This is a genomic window from Methylobacterium sp. UNC300MFChir4.1 (assembly GCF_900110155.1).
Lineage (GTDB): Bacteria > Pseudomonadota > Alphaproteobacteria > Rhizobiales > Beijerinckiaceae > Methylobacterium.
Genome location: NZ_FOCS01000011.1, coordinates 101,006 through 118,389 on the forward strand (window position 1 = coordinate 101,006; position 17,384 = coordinate 118,389).

General features: G+C 71.9%; 19 protein-coding genes. 7 read left to right on the forward strand and 12 right to left on the reverse strand.

All coding sequences use genetic code 11. The features are described 5' to 3' along the window. Positions 1 to 19: 19 nt before the first annotated feature. Complete coding sequence (locus BMY19_RS16340) at positions 20 to 337, forward strand: metal-sensitive transcriptional regulator (RefSeq protein WP_026604783.1); 318 nt, start codon at positions 20 to 22, stop codon at positions 335 to 337. A gap of 37 nt (positions 338 to 374) precedes the next feature. Here BMY19_RS16340 and BMY19_RS16345 read toward each other — a convergent pair whose 3' ends face one another. Further along, positions 375 to 620 (reverse strand): hypothetical protein, encoded by a 246-nt coding sequence (locus BMY19_RS16345; protein WP_100252297.1) that lies wholly within the window; start codon positions 618 to 620, stop codon positions 375 to 377. Between the two features lie 299 nt (positions 621 to 919). Between BMY19_RS16345 and BMY19_RS16350 the strand changes: the two genes are divergently transcribed. Beyond that, positions 920 to 1,669, forward strand: a complete 750-nt coding sequence (locus BMY19_RS16350; RefSeq protein WP_100252298.1) for a sigma-70 family RNA polymerase sigma factor — start codon at positions 920 to 922, stop codon at positions 1,667 to 1,669. An 87-nt stretch (positions 1,670 to 1,756) separates the two neighbouring features. Beyond that, entirely contained in the window at positions 1,757 to 2,152 is a 396-nt protein-coding gene (locus tag BMY19_RS16355; protein ID WP_100252299.1) for an energy transducer TonB, read from the forward strand. Between the two features lie 60 nt (positions 2,153 to 2,212). On the opposite strand, the gene BMY19_RS16360 is transcribed toward BMY19_RS16355, so the two are convergent. Continuing rightward, positions 2,213 to 2,380 carry a hypothetical protein gene (locus BMY19_RS16360; RefSeq protein ID WP_020092214.1) on the reverse strand — a complete coding sequence of 56 codons (168 nt, stop codon included), beginning with the start codon at positions 2,378 to 2,380 and terminating at the stop codon, positions 2,213 to 2,215. A 455-nt stretch (positions 2,381 to 2,835) separates the two neighbouring features. On the opposite strand from BMY19_RS16360, the gene BMY19_RS16365 reads away from it, so the two are divergent. Continuing rightward, positions 2,836 to 3,057: a hypothetical protein gene (locus BMY19_RS16365; protein WP_020092213.1), complete on the forward strand. Its 222-nt coding sequence runs from the start codon at positions 2,836 to 2,838 to the stop codon at positions 3,055 to 3,057. 88 nt (positions 3,058 to 3,145) lie between these two features. Here BMY19_RS16365 and BMY19_RS16370 read toward each other — a convergent pair whose 3' ends face one another. After that, positions 3,146 to 3,733 (reverse strand): TadE/TadG family type IV pilus assembly protein, encoded by a 588-nt coding sequence (locus BMY19_RS16370; protein WP_100252300.1) that lies wholly within the window; start codon positions 3,731 to 3,733, stop codon positions 3,146 to 3,148. Beyond that, the gene (locus BMY19_RS16375; protein WP_100252301.1) at positions 3,727 to 4,338 is read right to left on the reverse strand and encodes a TadE/TadG family type IV pilus assembly protein; all 612 of its coding nucleotides are present in this window, start codon (positions 4,336 to 4,338) and stop codon (positions 3,727 to 3,729) included. Before BMY19_RS16375 ends, BMY19_RS16370 begins: the two co-directional genes overlap by 7 nt. Before the next feature lie 428 nt (positions 4,339 to 4,766). Here BMY19_RS16375 and BMY19_RS16380 point away from each other — a divergent pair, with 428 nt between their 5' ends. The 3 genes from BMY19_RS16380 (at position 4,767) to BMY19_RS16390 (ending at position 10,060) form a co-directional block, all read left to right on the forward strand. After that, positions 4,767 to 6,158 (forward strand): TadE/TadG family type IV pilus assembly protein, encoded by a 1,392-nt coding sequence (locus tag BMY19_RS16380; RefSeq protein ID WP_100252302.1) that lies wholly within the window; start codon positions 4,767 to 4,769, stop codon positions 6,156 to 6,158. Between the two features lie 53 nt (positions 6,159 to 6,211). Then, positions 6,212 to 7,249: an HD-GYP domain-containing protein gene (locus BMY19_RS16385; RefSeq protein ID WP_020092209.1), complete on the forward strand. Its 1,038-nt coding sequence runs from the start codon at positions 6,212 to 6,214 to the stop codon at positions 7,247 to 7,249. A gap of 87 nt (positions 7,250 to 7,336) precedes the next feature. Continuing rightward, positions 7,337 to 10,060 carry a hybrid sensor histidine kinase/response regulator gene (locus tag BMY19_RS16390; protein ID WP_100252303.1) on the forward strand — a complete coding sequence of 908 codons (2,724 nt, stop codon included), beginning with the start codon at positions 7,337 to 7,339 and terminating at the stop codon, positions 10,058 to 10,060. A gap of 261 nt (positions 10,061 to 10,321) precedes the next feature. Here BMY19_RS16390 and BMY19_RS16395 read toward each other — a convergent pair whose 3' ends face one another. The 8 genes from BMY19_RS16395 to BMY19_RS16430 form a co-directional block, all read right to left on the reverse strand. After that, positions 10,322 to 11,566, reverse strand: coding sequence for a KpsE/RkpR family capsule polysaccharide export protein (locus BMY19_RS16395; protein WP_020092207.1), 1,245 nt, complete (start codon positions 11,564 to 11,566; stop codon positions 10,322 to 10,324). Between the two features lie 306 nt (positions 11,567 to 11,872). Further along, positions 11,873 to 12,067 carry a helix-hairpin-helix domain-containing protein gene (locus BMY19_RS16400; RefSeq protein WP_100252304.1) on the reverse strand — a complete coding sequence of 65 codons (195 nt, stop codon included), beginning with the start codon at positions 12,065 to 12,067 and terminating at the stop codon, positions 11,873 to 11,875. 67 nt (positions 12,068 to 12,134) lie between these two features. Further along, positions 12,135 to 12,593 (reverse strand): response regulator, encoded by a 459-nt coding sequence (locus BMY19_RS16405; protein WP_091680327.1) that lies wholly within the window; start codon positions 12,591 to 12,593, stop codon positions 12,135 to 12,137. Beyond that, positions 12,590 to 13,708, reverse strand: a complete 1,119-nt coding sequence (locus BMY19_RS16410) for a sensor histidine kinase (protein ID WP_100252369.1) — start codon at positions 13,706 to 13,708, stop codon at positions 12,590 to 12,592. Before BMY19_RS16410 ends, BMY19_RS16405 begins: the two co-directional genes overlap by 4 nt. A gap of 202 nt (positions 13,709 to 13,910) precedes the next feature. Beyond that, a complete protein-coding gene (locus BMY19_RS16415; RefSeq protein ID WP_020092203.1) occupies positions 13,911 to 14,678 on the reverse strand; it encodes an FkbM family methyltransferase in 768 nt (255 codons plus the stop codon). Between the two features lie 129 nt (positions 14,679 to 14,807). Beyond that, complete coding sequence (locus BMY19_RS16420) at positions 14,808 to 15,305, reverse strand: peptide deformylase (protein WP_100252305.1); 498 nt, start codon at positions 15,303 to 15,305, stop codon at positions 14,808 to 14,810. A gap of 86 nt (positions 15,306 to 15,391) precedes the next feature. Then, positions 15,392 to 16,339: a sigma-70 family RNA polymerase sigma factor gene (locus BMY19_RS16425; RefSeq protein WP_100252306.1), complete on the reverse strand. Its 948-nt coding sequence runs from the start codon at positions 16,337 to 16,339 to the stop codon at positions 15,392 to 15,394. Positions 16,340 to 16,401: 62 nt separating this feature from the next. Then, complete coding sequence (locus BMY19_RS16430; protein WP_100252307.1) at positions 16,402 to 17,151, reverse strand: SDR family oxidoreductase; 750 nt, start codon at positions 17,149 to 17,151, stop codon at positions 16,402 to 16,404. Between the last annotated feature and the right edge of the window lie 233 nt (positions 17,152 to 17,384).

A 17,384-nucleotide genomic window follows, 5' to 3' on the forward strand; every position in this document is an offset into this window, starting at 1 on the left:
ACAGGTGGCTCGCAGGACGGTGACACGCGGCACGCTCGTCGACGGTCGTGTCTGCCTCGCCCGGACCGACGCGGAGCGCGCCCCGCTGGTCCGGCGACTGGCGCGGATCGAGGGTCAGGTTCGAGGATTGCGGGCGATGGTCGAGGCCGACAGGCACTGCCTCGACGAGATCCAGCAGATCCGGGCCGCCACTGCGGCATTGCGCGAGGTCGGCCTCCTGATCATCGACCAGCACGTCGCCGCGGGGCTCCGCCTCGCGGCGCGCGATCCGGACCGGGAGGCGGTGATGGCGGACCTCCTTCGGGTTCTGCGGGCGGCCATGGCGGAGGCCGGATAGGCGCGGGCGGCCGGCCCGCACCCCCCGGCGCCCACGCTCAGTGCTTGGTCAGCATCTCGACGACGGTGCCTGGCCCGATGCGCGCCGAGAAACGGGCCAGCCGGCTGCGGCTGGGCTCCTCGAGACCGCCGGCATGCGCGAAGGTCGTCAGGGCGATGCCGACGAGGAACCGGGCCTCCTCGACGGTCACGGCCCGGCCGCTCAGGGTGCTGGCCGCGCCCCGAACGGCGAGGACGGCCTCCTGGAAGGCGGGATCGTCCTCGAGATCCGAGAGCCGGGTCATGGGCACGATCCCGCGGTCGAGAGCGTCCTGCGGCCGCCCCGCTCGGGGCGGGCATTCGCAGCAGCGAGATCTTCGCGTGCGCTGCCGCAGATACGGCCGTGCGGCGAACAGTTTTCCGGTACGTATGACGTCATCGAACTCCCTCATTCCGTCGACATCTCTGTCGCGATTGTCGCGGAGGCCAGCATATATTGATCCGAAGATGTGCCCATCCGCTGATCTATGTTGCGGCGGATGCGGCGTATTCAGCGATTAATGGCGCCACGCGATTTTTCGTACCCTTCAGGTGATCGGCTATCATGCTCGAACTCTCGCTCGACGCTGATACAATCGACGCGCAGGGCCCCCGGCTCCCCGACAGCGTGCAGTATCACCTCGGCCATCTGCTCGCGGCGACCTACGCGCAGGACAACGCCGAGCCGACCATCGCGGATCGCTTCGCCGAACTGCTGAGGCTGCTCGACGGCGCCTTCGGCCGGGCGCAGGACGGGCGCGAGAAGGCGTTCCAGGCCTCGCTCCTCGCCCTGGTGCCGAACCTGCAGCGCTTCGCCCGCTCGCTCCTGCGCAGCCATGTCGGTGCCGACGACCTCCTGCAGAACACGCTCCTCCGGGCCTGGCGCTCGCGCGCGAGCTTCGCGCCGGGCACGAACCTTGAAGCGTGGCTGTTCACCATCATGCGCAACCAGTTCTACAACGAGCACCGCAAGCGTGGGCGCGAGGTGCAGGACGAGGACGGCGCGCAGGCGGAGCGGATGGTCTCGCTGCCCGAGCAGGGTGGCCATCTCGACCTGAGCGACGTCCAGGCCGCCCTCGACCGCCTGGCGCCGCCGATGCGGCAGGCGCTGGTGCTCGTGGCGATCGAGAACCTCACCTACGAGGAGACCGCCGCCGTCATGCAGTGCCGCATCGGCACGGTGAAGAGCCGGGTCTGGCGGGCCCGGACGCAGCTCGCCGAGATGCTGGGCTACACCGGCCTCGAGGTCGGCAGCGACGACATCATGCTGGCCGCCGCGGGACCGAAGGGCCGGAAATCCACCGCTGTCTCGTGACGGCGACCGGCGGACGGGGTCGCTAGGGACCCGCCTCTGCGCGTAGGGTCGATCCCCGATCCCGGGCTCGAGGAGCCGCCGTTCCCCATGTCGCCGCTCCCCATGCTGCCGCGCGCCGTGATCGCCGCTGCCGTCGTGTTCGGCCTCGCCCTTTCGTCGGCGGCGGTGGCGGCGCGGACCGCACCGGGACCCGCAGCGCGGGCCTGGCTCTCCGACCTCGTCACGCGGATCGATGCCGCGGACCGCGCCGGGACGCGGCCGGGACCGGGCCGTGGCCGCGGAACCGTGGTCGTCCACGTGCAGATCGCCGCGGACGGTGTGGTTCAGGGCGCGGAGATCGAGGAGAGCTCGGGCTCGGCGAAGCTCGATCAGCGGGCGCTCCGCGCCGTGCAGGGCATCAGTCCGGCGCCCGCGCCGCCCGCCGCACTCCTGGGTGTGGACGGGATCGTCGATCTCAGCATCCCGGTCGCGCTCGGCCACTGAGCCCGCGCCGAGTATGCATCTGCCGGCCGGACCCCAATCCCGGCGGCGTCGCTGGACCGGTCAGCGGCTCGGGCCGGTATCGGTGCTGATATAGGCCCCGACGAGATAGCCGGCCTGGAGAGCGGTGAGGTAGGCGAAGAGCAGCAGCACCTTCTCGGCGTCGAACTGGGCCCAGACGAAGATCGAGAGGGCCAGCCACCCGAGGGTGACCAGCATCGAGCTGGCCATCAGAACCGATGCCCGATACCGCCAGCCCTCCCATATGCCCACCGCGAAAAGCAGGGCCGCAACCAGCAACAGGCCGTCTCCTTCCGCGCGAACAGATAAAATTTTACGCGCTAAACCTCTGGTATCTCGAAGATTTTCGACCGCGCGCCCGACATTCGGGGGGGAGTTTTAATTTTGCATTAACTCGGCCCGTCCGCTGGGGCCGTCCGTCATAGGACGACCCGGTCACGGTCCGAGTCCAGCAACGCCTCCACTCCGCGCCGGCCGCTCGGCGGGCCGGGGATGCAGAATGCGAGCCAAGCAGACGGCGGCGCCGACCGGCAGTTTCACCGGCGATCCATCATTGATAAGGTCGATAATAGAAATCGATTGCATCTGTTTGGATCATGTTGCTCTGCAGCGTAGATATCCCCTCGAAGCCGGGCACGCCCCGGACAACGAGAGGACTTCAGATCATGACCGTTCGCACCATCGTTCTCGCCGCCCTCGCTGCCGTTCCGATGATCGGGGCCGCCCGCGCCGACGAGAGCATCGCGCTGACCCCGCCGCTCTATCGCGAGCAGGCCCGTCCCACGGCCGCCGTGCGGCCGGCCTCCGAGCTGGCCACGACGCCGCGTCTCGTCCCGGCGAGCCCGGCCTCGCGCCGGGTCGTCGCCACCGCGGTCCCGGCCCGCTGAGGCGGGGCGTGTCCGCGATCCGGCGTCACCGGGTCATCCGGTGGCGCCGGCCGCAAAGCCGGGCCGGTACGAAGCGTCAGCCTAGCCGTCAGGCCGGGCAGGGTTTTCCCCCCGGCAGAACCACCTCGCTCTGCCCGTTGTAGATCTCGCCGCCGCGCACCGGCCAGATCTTCTTGTACCGGAAGGTCCACCGCGTCAGGTTCGAGAGGACCGGGAAGATCGGGTGGTAGGTCATCGTGACTTCTGACACGACGAAGCGGTCGCCGTTCCGGGTCATCCCGGCGGGCGGTGCGCCGAGCGAGGAGCCCGCCGTGCGGGCCTGTCCGTTGGACTCGGCGCTCGAGCAGACCTTGGTCGCCGCCGAGCTGCCGTCGCTGTAGGTGCCCGCCGCCGTGAGCACGATGCTCGCCCGGCTCACGTCGTAGGGGTTGGAGATCGCGCTCGTCGCGGCGAAGACCGGCTTGAGGTCGGCGTAGCTGCCGCGCGAGATCAGGTCCGCCATCGTGGCCGCCGCGTTGTCGAGCCGCTTCCCGATCATGTAGGCGCGGGGCAGCTCGATCGACCCCATCAGGATCAGCAGCAGGATCGGGGCGATCACGCTGAACTCGATCGCGCTCACGCCCTCCCGGTCGCCGATCAGGCGGATCAGGCGGGCGCGCAGGCGACTGCTCAGCACGGCTTGGGCTCGTAATCCTCGGCCCGGAAGATCTCGGTCGTGACCAGCAGCTGAGTCTTGTCGGCCATGATCCGGCCGGTGAAATCCAGCATCTGGAACAGCCGCATCACCGGCACGGCGACCCGGACCGTGACGGTGTCGCCGCCCTGCGGGCACTCGAACCGCTGGCCGAAGCCCGGCGTCCAGGTCTTCGTGGCCTTGTCGAACGGCTCCGCCGGCTGCGAGGTCGAGAACGAGGGCGTCCGGGAGACGTCGAGGCGCAGGTCGGCGCAGGGGAACAGCGCCGAGGGGCCACTGCAGACGATCTTGCGGAGGCGCTCACTCGGATCGCCGCCGTCGGAGCCGTCCTGGAAGGTGCCGGTTCGCAGCTGCCGGACACTCCGGTCGACCGCGATATCCAGCGTCTGCTGCTCGATCGCGATGACGCCGGATTCCGCCACGACGCCCAGGAGGGCCAGGAACGGCGCGGCCAGGAGCGCGAACTCCACCGCGGAGGCGCCGGTCCGGTGGCCGGCGAACCGTCGGACGCGTCCGGCCGTGCCGGCGCGGCCCTCGGTCCCGCCCGGACGGCGGACGGTCGCGACGCGCCGAAAGATGCCCATCATGCCAAACGAACTCTGCAGGTTCGTGCCTGCGGCCGTCCGGCCGTAGAGGCGCGGACGAAAATAACCCTATGATGAGGCCGTTTAAAAACGGTTCAAATCTGGGTAGAAATTGCGGGTTCAGCAAGATTTTGCGGCCGCGACATGTGATGAGGACGCGAATTCACCCTGAGGTTGTGTGCTGTTGTGTTCATTCGGCGGCCGGCCGGTGAGGCGATCAGTCGTCGAGACTGTGCCGGGCATTGTGCGGCCGCATATAGAAGTTGTTCACAGCTAAAGGCGGCTCTATCGCGTGGCGATAGCTTCGCGGTGCTCGGACGCCACGGATTTTTAGGAGCTGTGCCTTAGGCCAACGGTCCGGTGGCCGGTGCCGCCGCAGCCGCCGATCCGGTCCCGCCCTGGGAGACGCGTCCATTTCCCTGTTCTGGAGAGTGCTCCGCGCCGGCCCGCGGGCCCTGACGGACCGGTCGGGCTCGGTCGCCCTGACCTTCGGCCTGAGCGCCGTGGTGCTGCTCGGCCTGACCGGGGGCGGCATCGATTACGCCCGCCTCGCCTCGCGGCGCAGCCAGCTCCAGAACGCGGCCGATGCCGGAGTCCTCGCGGCCGGCAACTACCTCAAGCTCGCCGTCTCGACCTCGGCGGCGGCCAAGAGCATCGTGGTCGACACAGTCCACGCCCAGGCGGCGCCGCGGCCCGAGAGTCCCTACGCCCTCCGGGTCGACGTGGCGGACGACAAGACCAGCGTCGCCACGACGGTCGACGAGACCGTCAAGCTCGCTTTCGGCGGCTTCGTCGGGGTGCCCACCGTCAAGGTCTCGGTCCGCTCGACGGTCCGCGTCGTCGGCAAGATGCGCCTGTGCCTCCTGACGCTGGACCCCCTCGCCGCCGGCGCGTTCGAGCTGGAGAAGAGCGCCGAGGTGACCGCCCAGGATTGCTCGCTCTACAGCAACTCGCAGAGCCCGCGCGGCATGGTCGGCAAGGACAGCGCCTATGCCCGGGCGCAGACGATCTGCACGGCGGGCGGCTTCGACGGCGCCCGCGCGAATTTCGCGCCGCCGCCGCAGACGGGTTGCCCGCCGATCCAGGACCCCCTGAAGGACCGGGCAGCGCCGCCGGTCGGCGCGTGCACGGCGATCCCGTCCTCGGCGAACAGCAAGCGCGACACCTCCGGCAACCTCGTCGACCAGAGCGCCACCCTCGATCCGGGCACCTATTGCGGCGGCCTGTACATCACCAAGAACGCCTCCGTGACGCTGCGCGCCGGCATCTACGTGATGAAGGACGGCCCGCTCATCGTCGACAAGAATGCCGCCATGACGGGGACCGACGTCGCCTTCTACTTCACCGGCAACAAGGGCGGTCTGCTCTTCGACAAGAAGACCACGATCAGCCTGTCGGCGCCGACCACCGGCCCCATGGCCGGCCTGCTGATGATGGAAGAGCGCACGGTCAGCGATCCCGTCGACCCCGCGGCGATCCTCGCCGGCCTGGTGGACCAGACCGTCACGCCGCTGCTGCCTGCGCCGCCGCCACCGCCGCCGACCCCGCCGCCGCTGGCCGCGACCAAGCCCATGCGGACCTACCGCATCATCAGCGACAACGCGCGGACCATGCTGGGGACGCTCTACCTGCCGGCCGGCCGCGTGGTGATCGACGCCGACAAGCCCGTCGCCGACCAGTCGGCCTACACGGTGATCGTGGCCCAGCAGGTCAACCTGTACCAGGGCCCGAACCTCTATCTGAACGCGAATTACGACGGGACCAGCGTGCCGGTGCCGAAGGGGGTCGGACCCCTCTCGGGCAAGCTGCTGCTGTCCCAGTAGGGAGGACGCGATGCGGATCCTGCGTCGACTACTCGTCGCCTGGGAGTGACACGGTGCTCGCGCTGATCCTCGACGATTCCGAGATGAACAACCTGCTGATCATGCAGGCGCTCAAGCCGGTGGCCGACTGCGAGCCGGTCGCCTTCACGTGCCCCGTGACGGCGCTCGACTTCCTGCGGGCGCATGTCGACCGGATCGGGGTCGTCGTCACCGACTACGACATGCCCGGCCTGACGGGCCTCGAGGTGATCGCGGCGGCGCGGGCGGTCCCGGGCTTCGCGCACGTGCCGATCGTGATGGTGACGAGCCTCGACCAGCGCAGCCTGCGCCACGAGGCTCTGCGTGCCGGCGCCACCGACTTCCTCGGCAAGCCCTGCGATCCCGTGGAGATCCAGGCGCGCATCACCAACCTGATGAAGATCAGCGCGGCCCACCGGCAGGAGCAGGACCGGGCCGCGTGGCTCGCCCGCGAGGTCGCGGCGGCGGTCGCCGTCATCGAGGCGCGGGAGCGCGAGATCATCGCCCTGCTGATGCGGGCCGCCGAGCACCGCGACACCGATACCGGCGACCACATCGCCCGGGTGGCCGGCTACGTGGGCGTCATCGCCCGGAACCTCGGCTTCGGCCCGGAGGAGATCCGGATCCTGAAGCTCGCCTCCACGATGCACGACGTCGGCAAGATCGGCGTGCCCGACGCGATCCTGCTCAAGCCCGGACCGCTCTCCGCCGAGGAGCGCGCCGAGATGGAGAAGCACGCCGAGCGCGGCCGGCGGATCCTGGAGGGCAGCACCTCCGACGTCGTGCGGCTCGCCGCCGAGATCGCCGAGAGCCACCACGAGCGCTGGGACGGCACCGGCTACCCGAAGGGCCTGCGCGGCGAGGGGATCCCGCTCTCGGGCCGCATCGTGGCTGTGGCGGACGTGTTCGACGCCCTGGTGACCGAGCGGCCCTACAAGGCGGCCTGGCCGCTCGAGCGGGCGCGGGCCTTCGTGGCGGACCAAGCCGGCCGCCACTTCGACCCGCGCTGCGTCGAGGCGTTCCTCGCGGGCTGGGACGCGGTGGCGCGGACCTGCCTGCGCGCCGCCGCCTGATCCGCTCCCCGGTACCGTCGCCCTACCGCCCCTCCCCGTCCCCCCCCCCGCGATCGGGCCCGACCGGGCCACCTGAAGGAGCCGAGCGTGCATCTCGCGTGGCTGAGGCCGAGGCGCTCCCTGGCGGGCCGGCTGGCTCTGGCGGTGACCGGCGCCGTCACGGCGGCGCTCGTCCTGGCGGCGGCCCTGTCGGTCTGGCGCGAGGTCGCCCGCTACGCCGCCGACAAGCAGGCGGCGCTGGAGGCCGTCGCGCAGGTCTTCGCGCATGGGGGCGCCCGGGCCACCGCGGCGGGCGACGCCGACGGGGCGGACGCGTCGCTGCGGGCGATCGGCAAGGTGCCGTCCATCGTCTACGGGGCGATCGAGCGGCCGGACGGGTCCGTGCTCGCCGAGCAGGGGATCGGCCTGCGCCTGACCCGGGACGCCGCCCAGGACGGCGCGGACCTGTCGCTCCTGCACCTGCTCGCCACCCGCAGCCTCCAGGCGACCGCGCCGATCGTGGAGAACGGGGTCCCGGTCGGTCGGGTCGTGCTGATCGGCGAGACCGACGACATCCTCGGCCATCTCTGGGCCGCCGCGCAGAACGCCGCGCTGGCGGCGCTGCTCGCCGTCGCGATCGGCGTCGGCGTGTCGCTCTACCTGCAGCGCAGCGTCACGCGCCCGCTCGCCGCCCTCGCCCGCACCATGGAGGCGGTCCGCCTGCGCCACGACTACGCGCAGCGCGCGCCCGTGGGCGGCGACGACGAGGTCGGCGCGCTGGCGCGGACCTTCAACGACCTGCTCTCAGCGGTGAACGAGCGCGATCACCGCCTCGCCGCCCACAGCGCCCACCTCGAGGCGGAGGTCAGCGCCCGGACGGCCGACCTGAGCGAGGCCAAGCAGGCCGCCGACGCCGCCAACGCCGCCAAGTCGGCCTTCCTGGCCACGATGAGCCACGAGATCCGGACCCCGATGAACGGCGTCCTGGTCATGGCCGAGCTGCTGGCGGGGTCCGACCTGCCGGCGCGCCAGCGCCGCTACGCCGAGGTCATCGCCCGGTCCGGCCGGTCGCTCCTGGCGATCATCAACGACATCCTCGACTTCGCGAAGGTCGAGGCGGGCAAGCTCGAGCTCGAGCGCGTGCCCGTGAGCCCCGCCGAACTCGCCGACACCGCGGTGACGCTCTTCGCCGAGCGGGCCCGGACGGCCGGGCTCGACCTCGCGGCCGAGGTCGGGCCGGAGGTGCCGCGGGCGATCCTCGGCGACCCGGTCCGCCTCGGACAGGTGCTGAGCAACTTCGTGTCGAACGCGCTGAAGTTTACCGAGGCCGGCCACGTCGCCGTCCGGATGACGGTCGATGCCGCCGACGGGTGCCTCGTGATCGCCGTCTCCGACACCGGGATCGGCATCCCGCAGGACAAGCTGGCGACGATCTTCTCGGCCTTCTCGCAGGCCGACCAGTCGACGACCCGCCGGTTCGGCGGCACCGGCCTCGGGCTCTCGATCGCCCAGCAGATCGTCGCCGCGATGGGCGGCACCGTGGCGGTGACGAGCCGCGTCGGCGCCGGCTCGACCTTCTCGGCGCGCATCCCCGTCACGGTCGCCGAGCCGGCCTGCCCGGTCCGGCGCCGCGACGCGGTGCCGGCCGCGATCGCGCTCGACATGGCCGGCCCCGCCACCCGCGCCGCCCTCGCGGCCGGCCTGCGCGCGGCCGGCTTCGTGCCGGTCGCGCCGGGGAGCGCCGCCGACCACTGGATCGGCGACGCGGCCGCCCTCGTGGCGGCGGGCCGCCGGCCGGACCGGGCCGTGCGGGTGCTCGCGGTCGCGGGACCGGGCGACGGCGCGGCCGACGCGGCGCTCCGCGCCGGTCTCGCCGACGCGGTGCTGCGCTGGCCGGTGACCCAGGCGGAGTGGCAGCCCGTCCTGGCGGCGCTGGCCGCGGGCGACGCCCTCGCCGCGGCCGACTCCCCGGCCTCGCCCGCCGGCACGGAGGAGGCGCTCCCGCGATTCCCGGCCGCGCGGGTGCTCGTCGCCGACGACAGCGCGGTCAACCGCGAGGTGGCCCTCGAGGCGCTGGCCCGCTGCGGCGTGACCGATGTCGTGACCGTCGAGGACGGGGCCGCGGCGGTGGCGGCCGCCGAGACGCAACGCTTCGACCTGATCCTGATGGATGGCAGCATGCCGGTCCTGGACGGCTTCGCGGCCGCGCGGCGGATCCGGCAGCGCGAGGCGGCCACCGGCGGGCGCGTCCCGATCGTCGCCCTCACCGCGCACGTCCTCGGCGAGGCCGCCGACGCCGCGGCGGCGGCCGGCATGGACGGGACGCTCCTGAAGCCCTTCACGCTGCGGCAACTCGCCGACCTGCTGCAGGCGCAGGTCCCGGCGCTCCGCGTCGCGCCGGCTGCCGCCGCGGCGCATACCGTGACGCCGGCCCCGGTCGCTCCGCTCGCCGCGCCGGCCGTCGCGAACGCCGCCGACGACCTCATCGACGCCGAGGTGATCGACGGGCTGCTCGGCCTCGGGGACGGCGCCTTCCTCGACCGCGTCCTCGACTTGTATCGGGCGCAGGGGCCGGTGGCGCTCGCCGGTCTGAGAGCCGCCCTCGCCGCCTCCGACCAGCCGGCGATCGCCCGGGCCGCGCACAGCCTCAAGTCGATGAGCGCGAATGTCGGCGCGCGCGTCCTCGTGGCGCGGCTGCGCGTCATCGAGGAGGACGCGCGGAACGCGGCCTGCGTCGAGCGGGCGGACGCGTGCGACGCCCTGGACAGCCTGCTCGCCGCGACGATCCGCGGCCTCGAGGAGCGGACGCGGTCCCGGGCGGCGGCCGCCTAGGATCGTCGCGGGCGACCCCGGCGGCCGTCGGCCCGGCCCTTCGAACCGTTCAGGAAAAGTATTCCATCGGGAGACCGCCCGATTTCGCAGACCTGCCCTGCGATTCGGCATCTGGTATGCCAGCAGGGCCCGCCGTACGGTTGCGCTTCCTCCCAAGCACTCCCTCAGCCCGCCCGGTTCGCCGCGGCGGGCTTTTTCGTCGGCGCTGCCGGCGGGCCGCGGACCGTCCCGACCGCGTCCGCGCGCCGACCCGGCTCGGGATCAGGTGATGAGCATGCGGCGGGTGAACATCGCGGCCGCGAACAGCACGGCGGCGCCGGCGGTGATGATGCTCGTCATCAGGATGCGGCGCGGCTCGGTCGAGGATCCGGCCTTGATGGGCTCGACGATCGGCACCAGGGCCACGACCTGCTGCTGGGCCACGATGCGGGCCCGGTCATAAGCCAGCTGCACGTCGCGGTGATACTTCTCGGCATTCTCGCGCTCGTGCTCGAGATCCTCGAACCGCGTGAGCGCGTCCGAGAGGCGCCGCTTCTCGGTCGGCGCGGTGCCGGCCAGCTGCTGCTGGACCCGCGCGATGTTCGCGTCGAGATCGCCGATCTGCTGCTTCAGGTCGACGATGCTGCGGGATTGCGGGCCGAGGTCCCGCTGGAGCACCGCCAGCTGGACGGCGAGCTTCGTGCGCGTCTCCCGCAGTTCCGAGACCGACTTGATGGTGGCGGTGTTCGACTTGATGACGTCGAGCACGCCCTCGCGGTTGCGCAGCTCGTTCAGGGCGGCGTTGGCCTTGGCCTCGCGCTCCTCCGCGAGCTTCAGGACGCGCGTGCTCACGTCGAGGGCGTCCTTCCGGGACGGCAGGCTGAGGTCGTTCAGCATCCGCTCCGTATCCGTCATGACCGCCTTGGTGATGGCGAGCGACTCGTCGGGATCGAAGGCCTCGACGGTCAGCGACATGATGCCGGACGCCGATTCGACGTCGACGTCGACCCGGCGGCGCCAGTACCGCAGGAACTTCTCGACCGGCTTCTCCGGGTTGAAGCGGGAGAACATGTCGATGTCGTCCCGACCGAACCACGCGCGGATCGGGAGTTCCGCCGCGACCGCTTCGACCATGGGCCGGCTGTGGATGTATTCCTGCGCGATGAGCGTTTCCTGGGCGACGGTCGCCTTGATCACACCGGCATTCGTGCCGACCGTGTCGGGCGTCGCCTTGTCGGCGGTGCCGATGGTCGGCCGGATCGCGAACCGCGCCTCGGTGACGTAGCGGTCGGAGGCGATCAGCCCGTAGTAGATCCCGGCGGCCAGGGTCGGCAGGACGAAGCAGACGACGAACAGGAGCGGCAGCCAGGGGTCGCTTTTGACGTGGCTCTGGTACGAGCGCACGCCCTTCTTGGTGTCGGGCAGGCCCGGGAGGCGCGCGAACTGCCGCAGCGACTGCGCGATCACCTTATTCCGGTCGATGCCTTTCAGAGGCCGGCCCTGGGCTTTCTCGACCTGCATGTCCATCGTTGCTTCTCGAAGCTCGGGCTTGCGCGGGCGTCGTCGACCCGCGCGGCTTTCACGCCGCTCGCGCAGCCCATCACACGGACAGGCGGCGAAAGCATGTCAGCCGCGCCGTGCTCCCTCCCCCGTGCGGGAGGGCGTTGGGGAGCGGCAGGACGCTTCGAGGTGGAGCGCGCCGTAGAGCCGCTGGGTCCGGATGTGCTTCGTCCGGACGGACCTGATCCCCGACCGGGCGCTCCGCGAGAGCAGGCCTCTCCCGACGGATCTCGGGCCTGACCGAGATCCGCGCCGGACCGGTCGGGACCGGCCCTAAGGACTGTCCGCGATCGTGACCTGATCGGCGACACCGTCGGTCTTGCCGCTGAGGCCCGGCACCTCGTCGACCTGCCGCAGGCTGGTGAACCGGCCGCGCTCCTCCCGGCAGCGCACGATCTCGAAGCCGTGGGCCTTGAGTGCCGGAACGCTGTCCAGCTCCTCGGCCGTCGCCGTGTTGAGATCGATCACGGTGGTGCCCTTCCGCGCCGGTCGGCGCCGTACTCGGTCGCTCCGGTCCCGCGCCGGCCCGGGCGCCTCAGCGGATCGGATCGGCGCGGAACTGCCCGTGGGCGGGCTCGGACGCCCGACAGCGGCAGGCGGGTGGCAGGCCGGTCGGGCCCGTGCGGTTCGGCCCCTCACGGCTCAACAGGCGCAGCAGAAGATGCTCGAGCGGCGCCGCCTGGTAGGGCTTCTGGAGCACCGGAACCGCCTGATAGGCGGCGTCCAGGCCGTGCTGCCCGTACCCGGTGGCGAACAGGAACGGCGTATCGCGCGCCAGCAGCAGGTCGGCGACCGGGTAGCTGCGCGCCTCGCCGAGATTCACGTCGAGCACCGCCAGATCGAACGCCTCGGTCCGGGCATGGGCCAGGGCCTGCTCGAGGCGCATCGCCACCACGACCTCGCAGCCCAGGTCGAGCAGCATGTCCTCGGCGAGCATGGCGACGAGGCTCTCGTCCTCGACCAGCAGGACCCGGCGTCCGGCGAGCGGCGTCATGGCGCGCGCGGCCCTTCGACCGTCTCCTGGCCGATCCAGCCGAGCCGGGTCAGCGGGATCCGCATCTGGCAGGTCGCGCCCGCCGGCGCGAAGGTGATCGCCGCGCTGCCATCGAACTCCAGCGGCAATTGCCGCTCGATGAGCCGTGAGCCGAACCCCTTCCGGGTCGGGGGCGTGACTGGCGGGCCACCCCGCTCCTCCCAGAGCAGGTCGAGCTGCTGACGGCCGTCATCGCGATCGTGAAGGGACCAGGTCACCGCGACCCCGCCCTCGGGCGTCGACAGGGCGCCGTACTTCGCCGCGTTGGTCATCAACTCGTGGAGGGCCATTGCCAGCGTCACTGCCACCTTAGGGTGCAGTCGCGCGTCCGGCCCTTGTAACCGGAAGCGGCCGGCATCGACCTCTGCCAAAAGGTGGGGGGCGAGCGCGCGCTCGACCACGCCGCGCAGGCTGGCGCTCTCCCAATTGTCCTCGACCAGCACGTTGTGGGCGTTGGACAGGGCCGCCATCCGGGCGTCGAAGACGGCGCGCGTCGTCTGGTCCGTCTGCCCGCGGAAGGTCTGCGCGGCGATCGACTGCACCGTGGCGAGAGTGTTCTTCACCCGGTGATTGAGCTCGTTGATCAGCAGGCGTTGGCGCTCGGCGGCCGCCTTCTCCTCGCTGATGTCGCGGACCTCGATGATCGTCCCGATGATGTTGGTCGCGTCGTCGCGGATCGGGCTGGCAGTGAACGCCACGGGGAAGAAGTGCCCGTCCCTGTGCACGAACACCTCCTCGCCGCGCTCCTGATTGTTCTCCGGGAAGGCGCGGTCGATCGCGCACTCCTCCAGCGGGAAGGGCCTTCCGTCCGGGTAGGTGTGGTGGACGATGTCGTGCAGCGGGCAATCGCGGGCGAGGACTTCCCGCAGCGTCCAGCCGGTCAACTGCTCGGCGGCGCGGTTCATGTAGATGCAGTGCTGGCGGTCATCCATCAGGAAGATGGACACCGAGGCGTTGTCGAGGACCGCGTTGAGGCGACGCTCGCTCTCGAAGAGCTGGCCCGACCCGCGCCGCAGGCTCGCCAGCGGCGCGCTGGCGGCGGACGAGGATTGAAACGGCTGCCGCGAGTTCGGCACGGTCACGACCCTTCACGCGGGTTGATCTGAGATACCCTGCGCGCGATCCTGGTGGACCTTCGGGACTGGGCACGGTGGGTGGCTGGCCGCGCCGGACGGCCTAGAGGTGGGAGCGTGCAACGCACCATGCGGAGCCGTTGTTCCGCCGCGCGGACGGTCCGGCCGCGCCGTTCCGCCCGGGTCCATATCACGCGGGTCCGGATCACGCGGGTCCGGGCTCCGGGCGGCGCGCGAACAGGGCGGCCCAGTCGGCTCGACGCTCCTGCGGGACGAGGAAGAAATCCCACGTCACGTAGTCGCTGACCGCGAGCCACGTGCTCGCATCGTCGATCAGGTTTCCGGTGATGTCCGCGCAGATGTAGCCGTGGCTCTCGGCGAACCGGTAGAGGGAATCCTGCGCGTGCCCGTAGGCGGAGTAGCCGGCCCAGCCGTACTCCACGCTGACGATCGGGCGGCATCGCCGGAGGAGCTGGGCCGCGCCGCTCAGGGCGTTCAACTCCCCGCCCTCGATGTCCATCTTGATGTAGGCCACCGCGGGGACGTGACTGAGGGCGGTATCGAGCCTCTCCGTCCTGACCTTGATGGTCTTGGACGTGATGGCGGGACTGCTGAAGTAGCGGGCGAGGAGCCCGCTCTCGCCGGGCACGCTCGCGACCGTGAAATCGGTGCGCCCCGCCGCGTCGGAGAGGGCGACGTCGTGCAGCTCGACCTCGGGTCGTCGGCCGAAACGCCCCACCAGATCCTTCATCAGGAACGGGATCGGCTCGAAGGCGTGGACCTTGCCGGTCGGGCCGACGATGTCGACGAACGCGACGAGGTGGAGCCCGGTATGGGCGCCGACGTCGACGACGACATCCCCCGGAGCGAGGAAGCGGCTGTAGCCCTGCCGCAGGATGCGCTCGTAGTCCGGGACCTGACCGGCGTCATGAACCGCCCTGAAGGCGTTGGCAGCGGCCACGGCAGGATGCATGCGCAGGGTCCGTTCAGAGGGGACGAGTCCGGAGGGTCGGCGAGGTCGCGCCCATGGTAGCCCGCCCCGCGCCGGCTCTGCCAGCGCGCCGCGGCGGGAAGCCGACGCCCGCTGCGAGCCCCGACCGGATCAGGCGGGCCGGCCCTTCCCGAACCGCTTCAGCAGTCGCTCGCGCTTCAGGCGCGACAGGCGGGCGATCCAGAACACGCCGTCGAGCTGGTCGATCTCGTGCTGGAGGACCGCGGCCGGGAAGCCCTCGGTCTCCTCCTCGTGGGCGGACCCGTCGAGGTCGCGGTAGCTCAGGCGGATGCGGGCGGCCCGGGTGACCCGCTCGCGCACCCCCGGCATGCTGACGCTGCCCTCGTCGTGGACCTCCGAGTCGGAGGACGCCCAGGACACGACGGGGTTCACGTAGACGCGGGCGCTCTCGTCCGGCGACATCCGCACCACCACGAGGCGCGCGGGGACGCCGATATGCGGGGCCGTCAGGCCGATGGCGCTCTCGGCCATGAGCGTGTCCCGGACGTCGTCGGCGAGGGCCCGCAGGGCCGCGTCGAACGCGTCGACCGGTTCGGCCGGGCGCGTCAAGCGGGGATCGGGAAACAGGACGAGCGGGCGCGCCGGCATGGTTGATCAGTCCGCGTGGGTCGTTTCACCAGCGGCGCCGCGAGGGCCCGCCGCGCGCCATGCAAGCCGCGCCGCGGGGCGGATCGTCAAGACCGGCGCGCCGCAGGCCCGGCCGCGTCGCCGGGTCCCGGGCCGGCCGCGACGGCGCGCGCGACGTGGCGGAGCTTGTCGGGATTGCGCGTGATGTAGATGGCGTCGATCCGGCCGTTCTCGATCGCGAGGGCCGTCGTCTGCAGGAGGCCGCCGCGCTCGCGGGTGACATAGCCCGGAAGCCCGTCGATCCACACGAACCCGATCAGCGCCGCCCGGCCGTCGCCCCACTTGCGCCGCGCGCCCGCGTAGAGCCGGAGCAGGCGCTCGAGCCCCCGGATCGGGTTGACGAAGGCGAGCACCTTGCCGCCGCCGTCCGAGGCGAGCGTCACGCGGTCGGCGAGCAGCGTCCGCAGCCCCGCGACATCGCCGCTCGCGGAGGCGTCGAAGAACGCCCGGGCGACGCGCTCGCCCTCGTCGCGGGTCACGGGAAAGCGCGGGCGCGCGGCCCGGACGTTCCGGCGCGCGCGCGCCGCGAGCTGGCGCACGGCCGGCGCCGCCCGCCCGAGCGTCTCCGCGACGTCGCCGAGCGGCAGGCCGAACACGTCGTGGAGCAGGAAGGCCGCGCGTTCCAAGGGAGACAGCCGCTCGAGCGCGAGCATCAGCGTCAGCGTGAGGTCGTCCTCGTCCACGCCGTCCACGCCGTCCGTCCCCGGCTCGACCAGCGGCTCGATCAGCGGTTCCGGCAGCCAGGGGCCGACATAGCTCTCCCGGCGCGCGCGCGCCGACTTGATCTGGTCGAGGCAGAGGCGCGTCACGACGCGCGCGAGGAACCGGTCGGGCGCCGCGACCCCGCTCCGGTCCGCCGCGACCCAGCGCAGCCACGCGTCCTGCACGACGTCCTCGGCCTCGCTGCGCGAGCCGAGCATGCGGTAGGCGATGCGCAGGAGCCGGGGACGGTGGGCCTCGAAGGCGGCGGTCCCGTCCCCGTGCCCCGGCGGCATGACCGAACCGGAGGCCTGATCGCGTCGGGGCGGAGCCCGCCCGCGGGGAAGGTCGGGGCCCGTCATGCCGTCGCGAGCCAGGTCTCGAAGCGCGTACCCCCGAGGCGGGCCGCGGCCGCGTCGTCGGGGACCAGGGAGCCTCGCGCCAGCGCGGCACCGAAGTAGCGGGCCGCGGCGTCGACCGTCACCGCGCGGCCGTCGCCGGCGGCGGCCACGCGCCGGGCGACGAACGCCCGGAACGGCAGCCGCTCCGGCCCCGCGACGTCGATCGTCCCGTCGGCGGGCGCGCCGACGGCCACCGCGGCGAGCGCCGCGGCCACGTCCGCCGCCGCGATAGGCTGGAAATCCGCGTCCGGCACGAGGATCCGGTCCCCGACCGCGAAGGCTTCGGCGATCGTCGCGACGAACTCGAAGAACTGGGTGGCGCGGACGATGGTGTAGGGAAGGCCCGACGCCGCGATCAGCCGCTCCTGCGCGACCTTCGCCCGGAAGTAGCCGTTGCCGTCCGCGCGGTCCGCGCCGACGATCGAGAGGGCGACGTGGTGCTTGACGCCCGCCTGCCGGCCGGCGGCGAGGAGGTTGCGGCTCGAGCGCTCGAAGAAGTCGCGCACCGCCGCCTCCTCGAAGGAGGGCGCGTTCGCCACATCGACCACGGTGTCGGCGCCGACGAGAACCTGGGCCAAGCCGGCGCCGGTCACGGCGTCGACGCCCGTGCTCGGGGAGGCGGGGACGGCCTCATGGCCCGCGCGCTCCAGCTCGGCCGTCAGATGCCGGCCGATCAACCCGCTGCCGCCGATCACCACGATCTTCATGACGTCTGTCTCCCGCGCGGACCGGGCCGAGGGGCACCCTGCCGCTCCGGCGTCCCGGTCGGCGACAGGACGATGCAGCATCCCGGTTTGTGACATCCCGCCGCAAAAAGCGACGGCCGCGGCGTTGCGAGAGGCCGCGACCGGCGCTACGGAGGCCCCCCGCCGGAGCCGAGACGCCGATGAGACTGACCCTGACTGCAACGCCGCCCCGCCTTGCCGCCAGGACCGTCTCT

Coding starts and splice junctions, on each gene's coding strand:
- BMY19_RS16360 (WP_020092214.1), bottom strand. CDS start 2,380: ATGGCCAGCTCGATGCTGGTCACCCTCGGGTGGCTGGCCCTCTCGATC.
- BMY19_RS16345 (WP_100252297.1), bottom strand. CDS start 620: ATGACCCGGCTCTCGGATCTCGAGGACGATCCCGCCTTCCAGGAGGCC.
- BMY19_RS16420 (WP_100252305.1), bottom strand. CDS start 15,305: ATGCCGGCGCGCCCGCTCGTCCTGTTTCCCGATCCCCGCTTGACGCGC.
- BMY19_RS16375 (WP_100252301.1), bottom strand. CDS start 4,338: ATGATGGGCATCTTTCGGCGCGTCGCGACCGTCCGCCGTCCGGGCGGG.
- BMY19_RS16425 (WP_100252306.1), bottom strand. CDS start 16,339: ATGCCGCCGGGGCACGGGGACGGGACCGCCGCCTTCGAGGCCCACCGT.
- BMY19_RS16430 (WP_100252307.1), bottom strand. CDS start 17,151: ATGAAGATCGTGGTGATCGGCGGCAGCGGGTTGATCGGCCGGCATCTG.
- BMY19_RS16350 (WP_100252298.1), top strand. CDS start 920: ATGCTCGAACTCTCGCTCGACGCTGATACAATCGACGCGCAGGGCCCC.
- BMY19_RS16415 (WP_020092203.1), bottom strand. CDS start 14,678: ATGCATCCTGCCGTGGCCGCTGCCAACGCCTTCAGGGCGGTTCATGAC.
- BMY19_RS16405 (WP_091680327.1), bottom strand. CDS start 12,593: ATGACGCCGCTCGCCGGACGCCGGGTCCTGCTGGTCGAGGACGAGAGC.
- BMY19_RS16355 (WP_100252299.1), top strand. CDS start 1,757: ATGTCGCCGCTCCCCATGCTGCCGCGCGCCGTGATCGCCGCTGCCGTC.
- BMY19_RS16395 (WP_020092207.1), bottom strand. CDS start 11,566: ATGGACATGCAGGTCGAGAAAGCCCAGGGCCGGCCTCTGAAAGGCATC.
- BMY19_RS16365 (WP_020092213.1), top strand. CDS start 2,836: ATGACCGTTCGCACCATCGTTCTCGCCGCCCTCGCTGCCGTTCCGATG.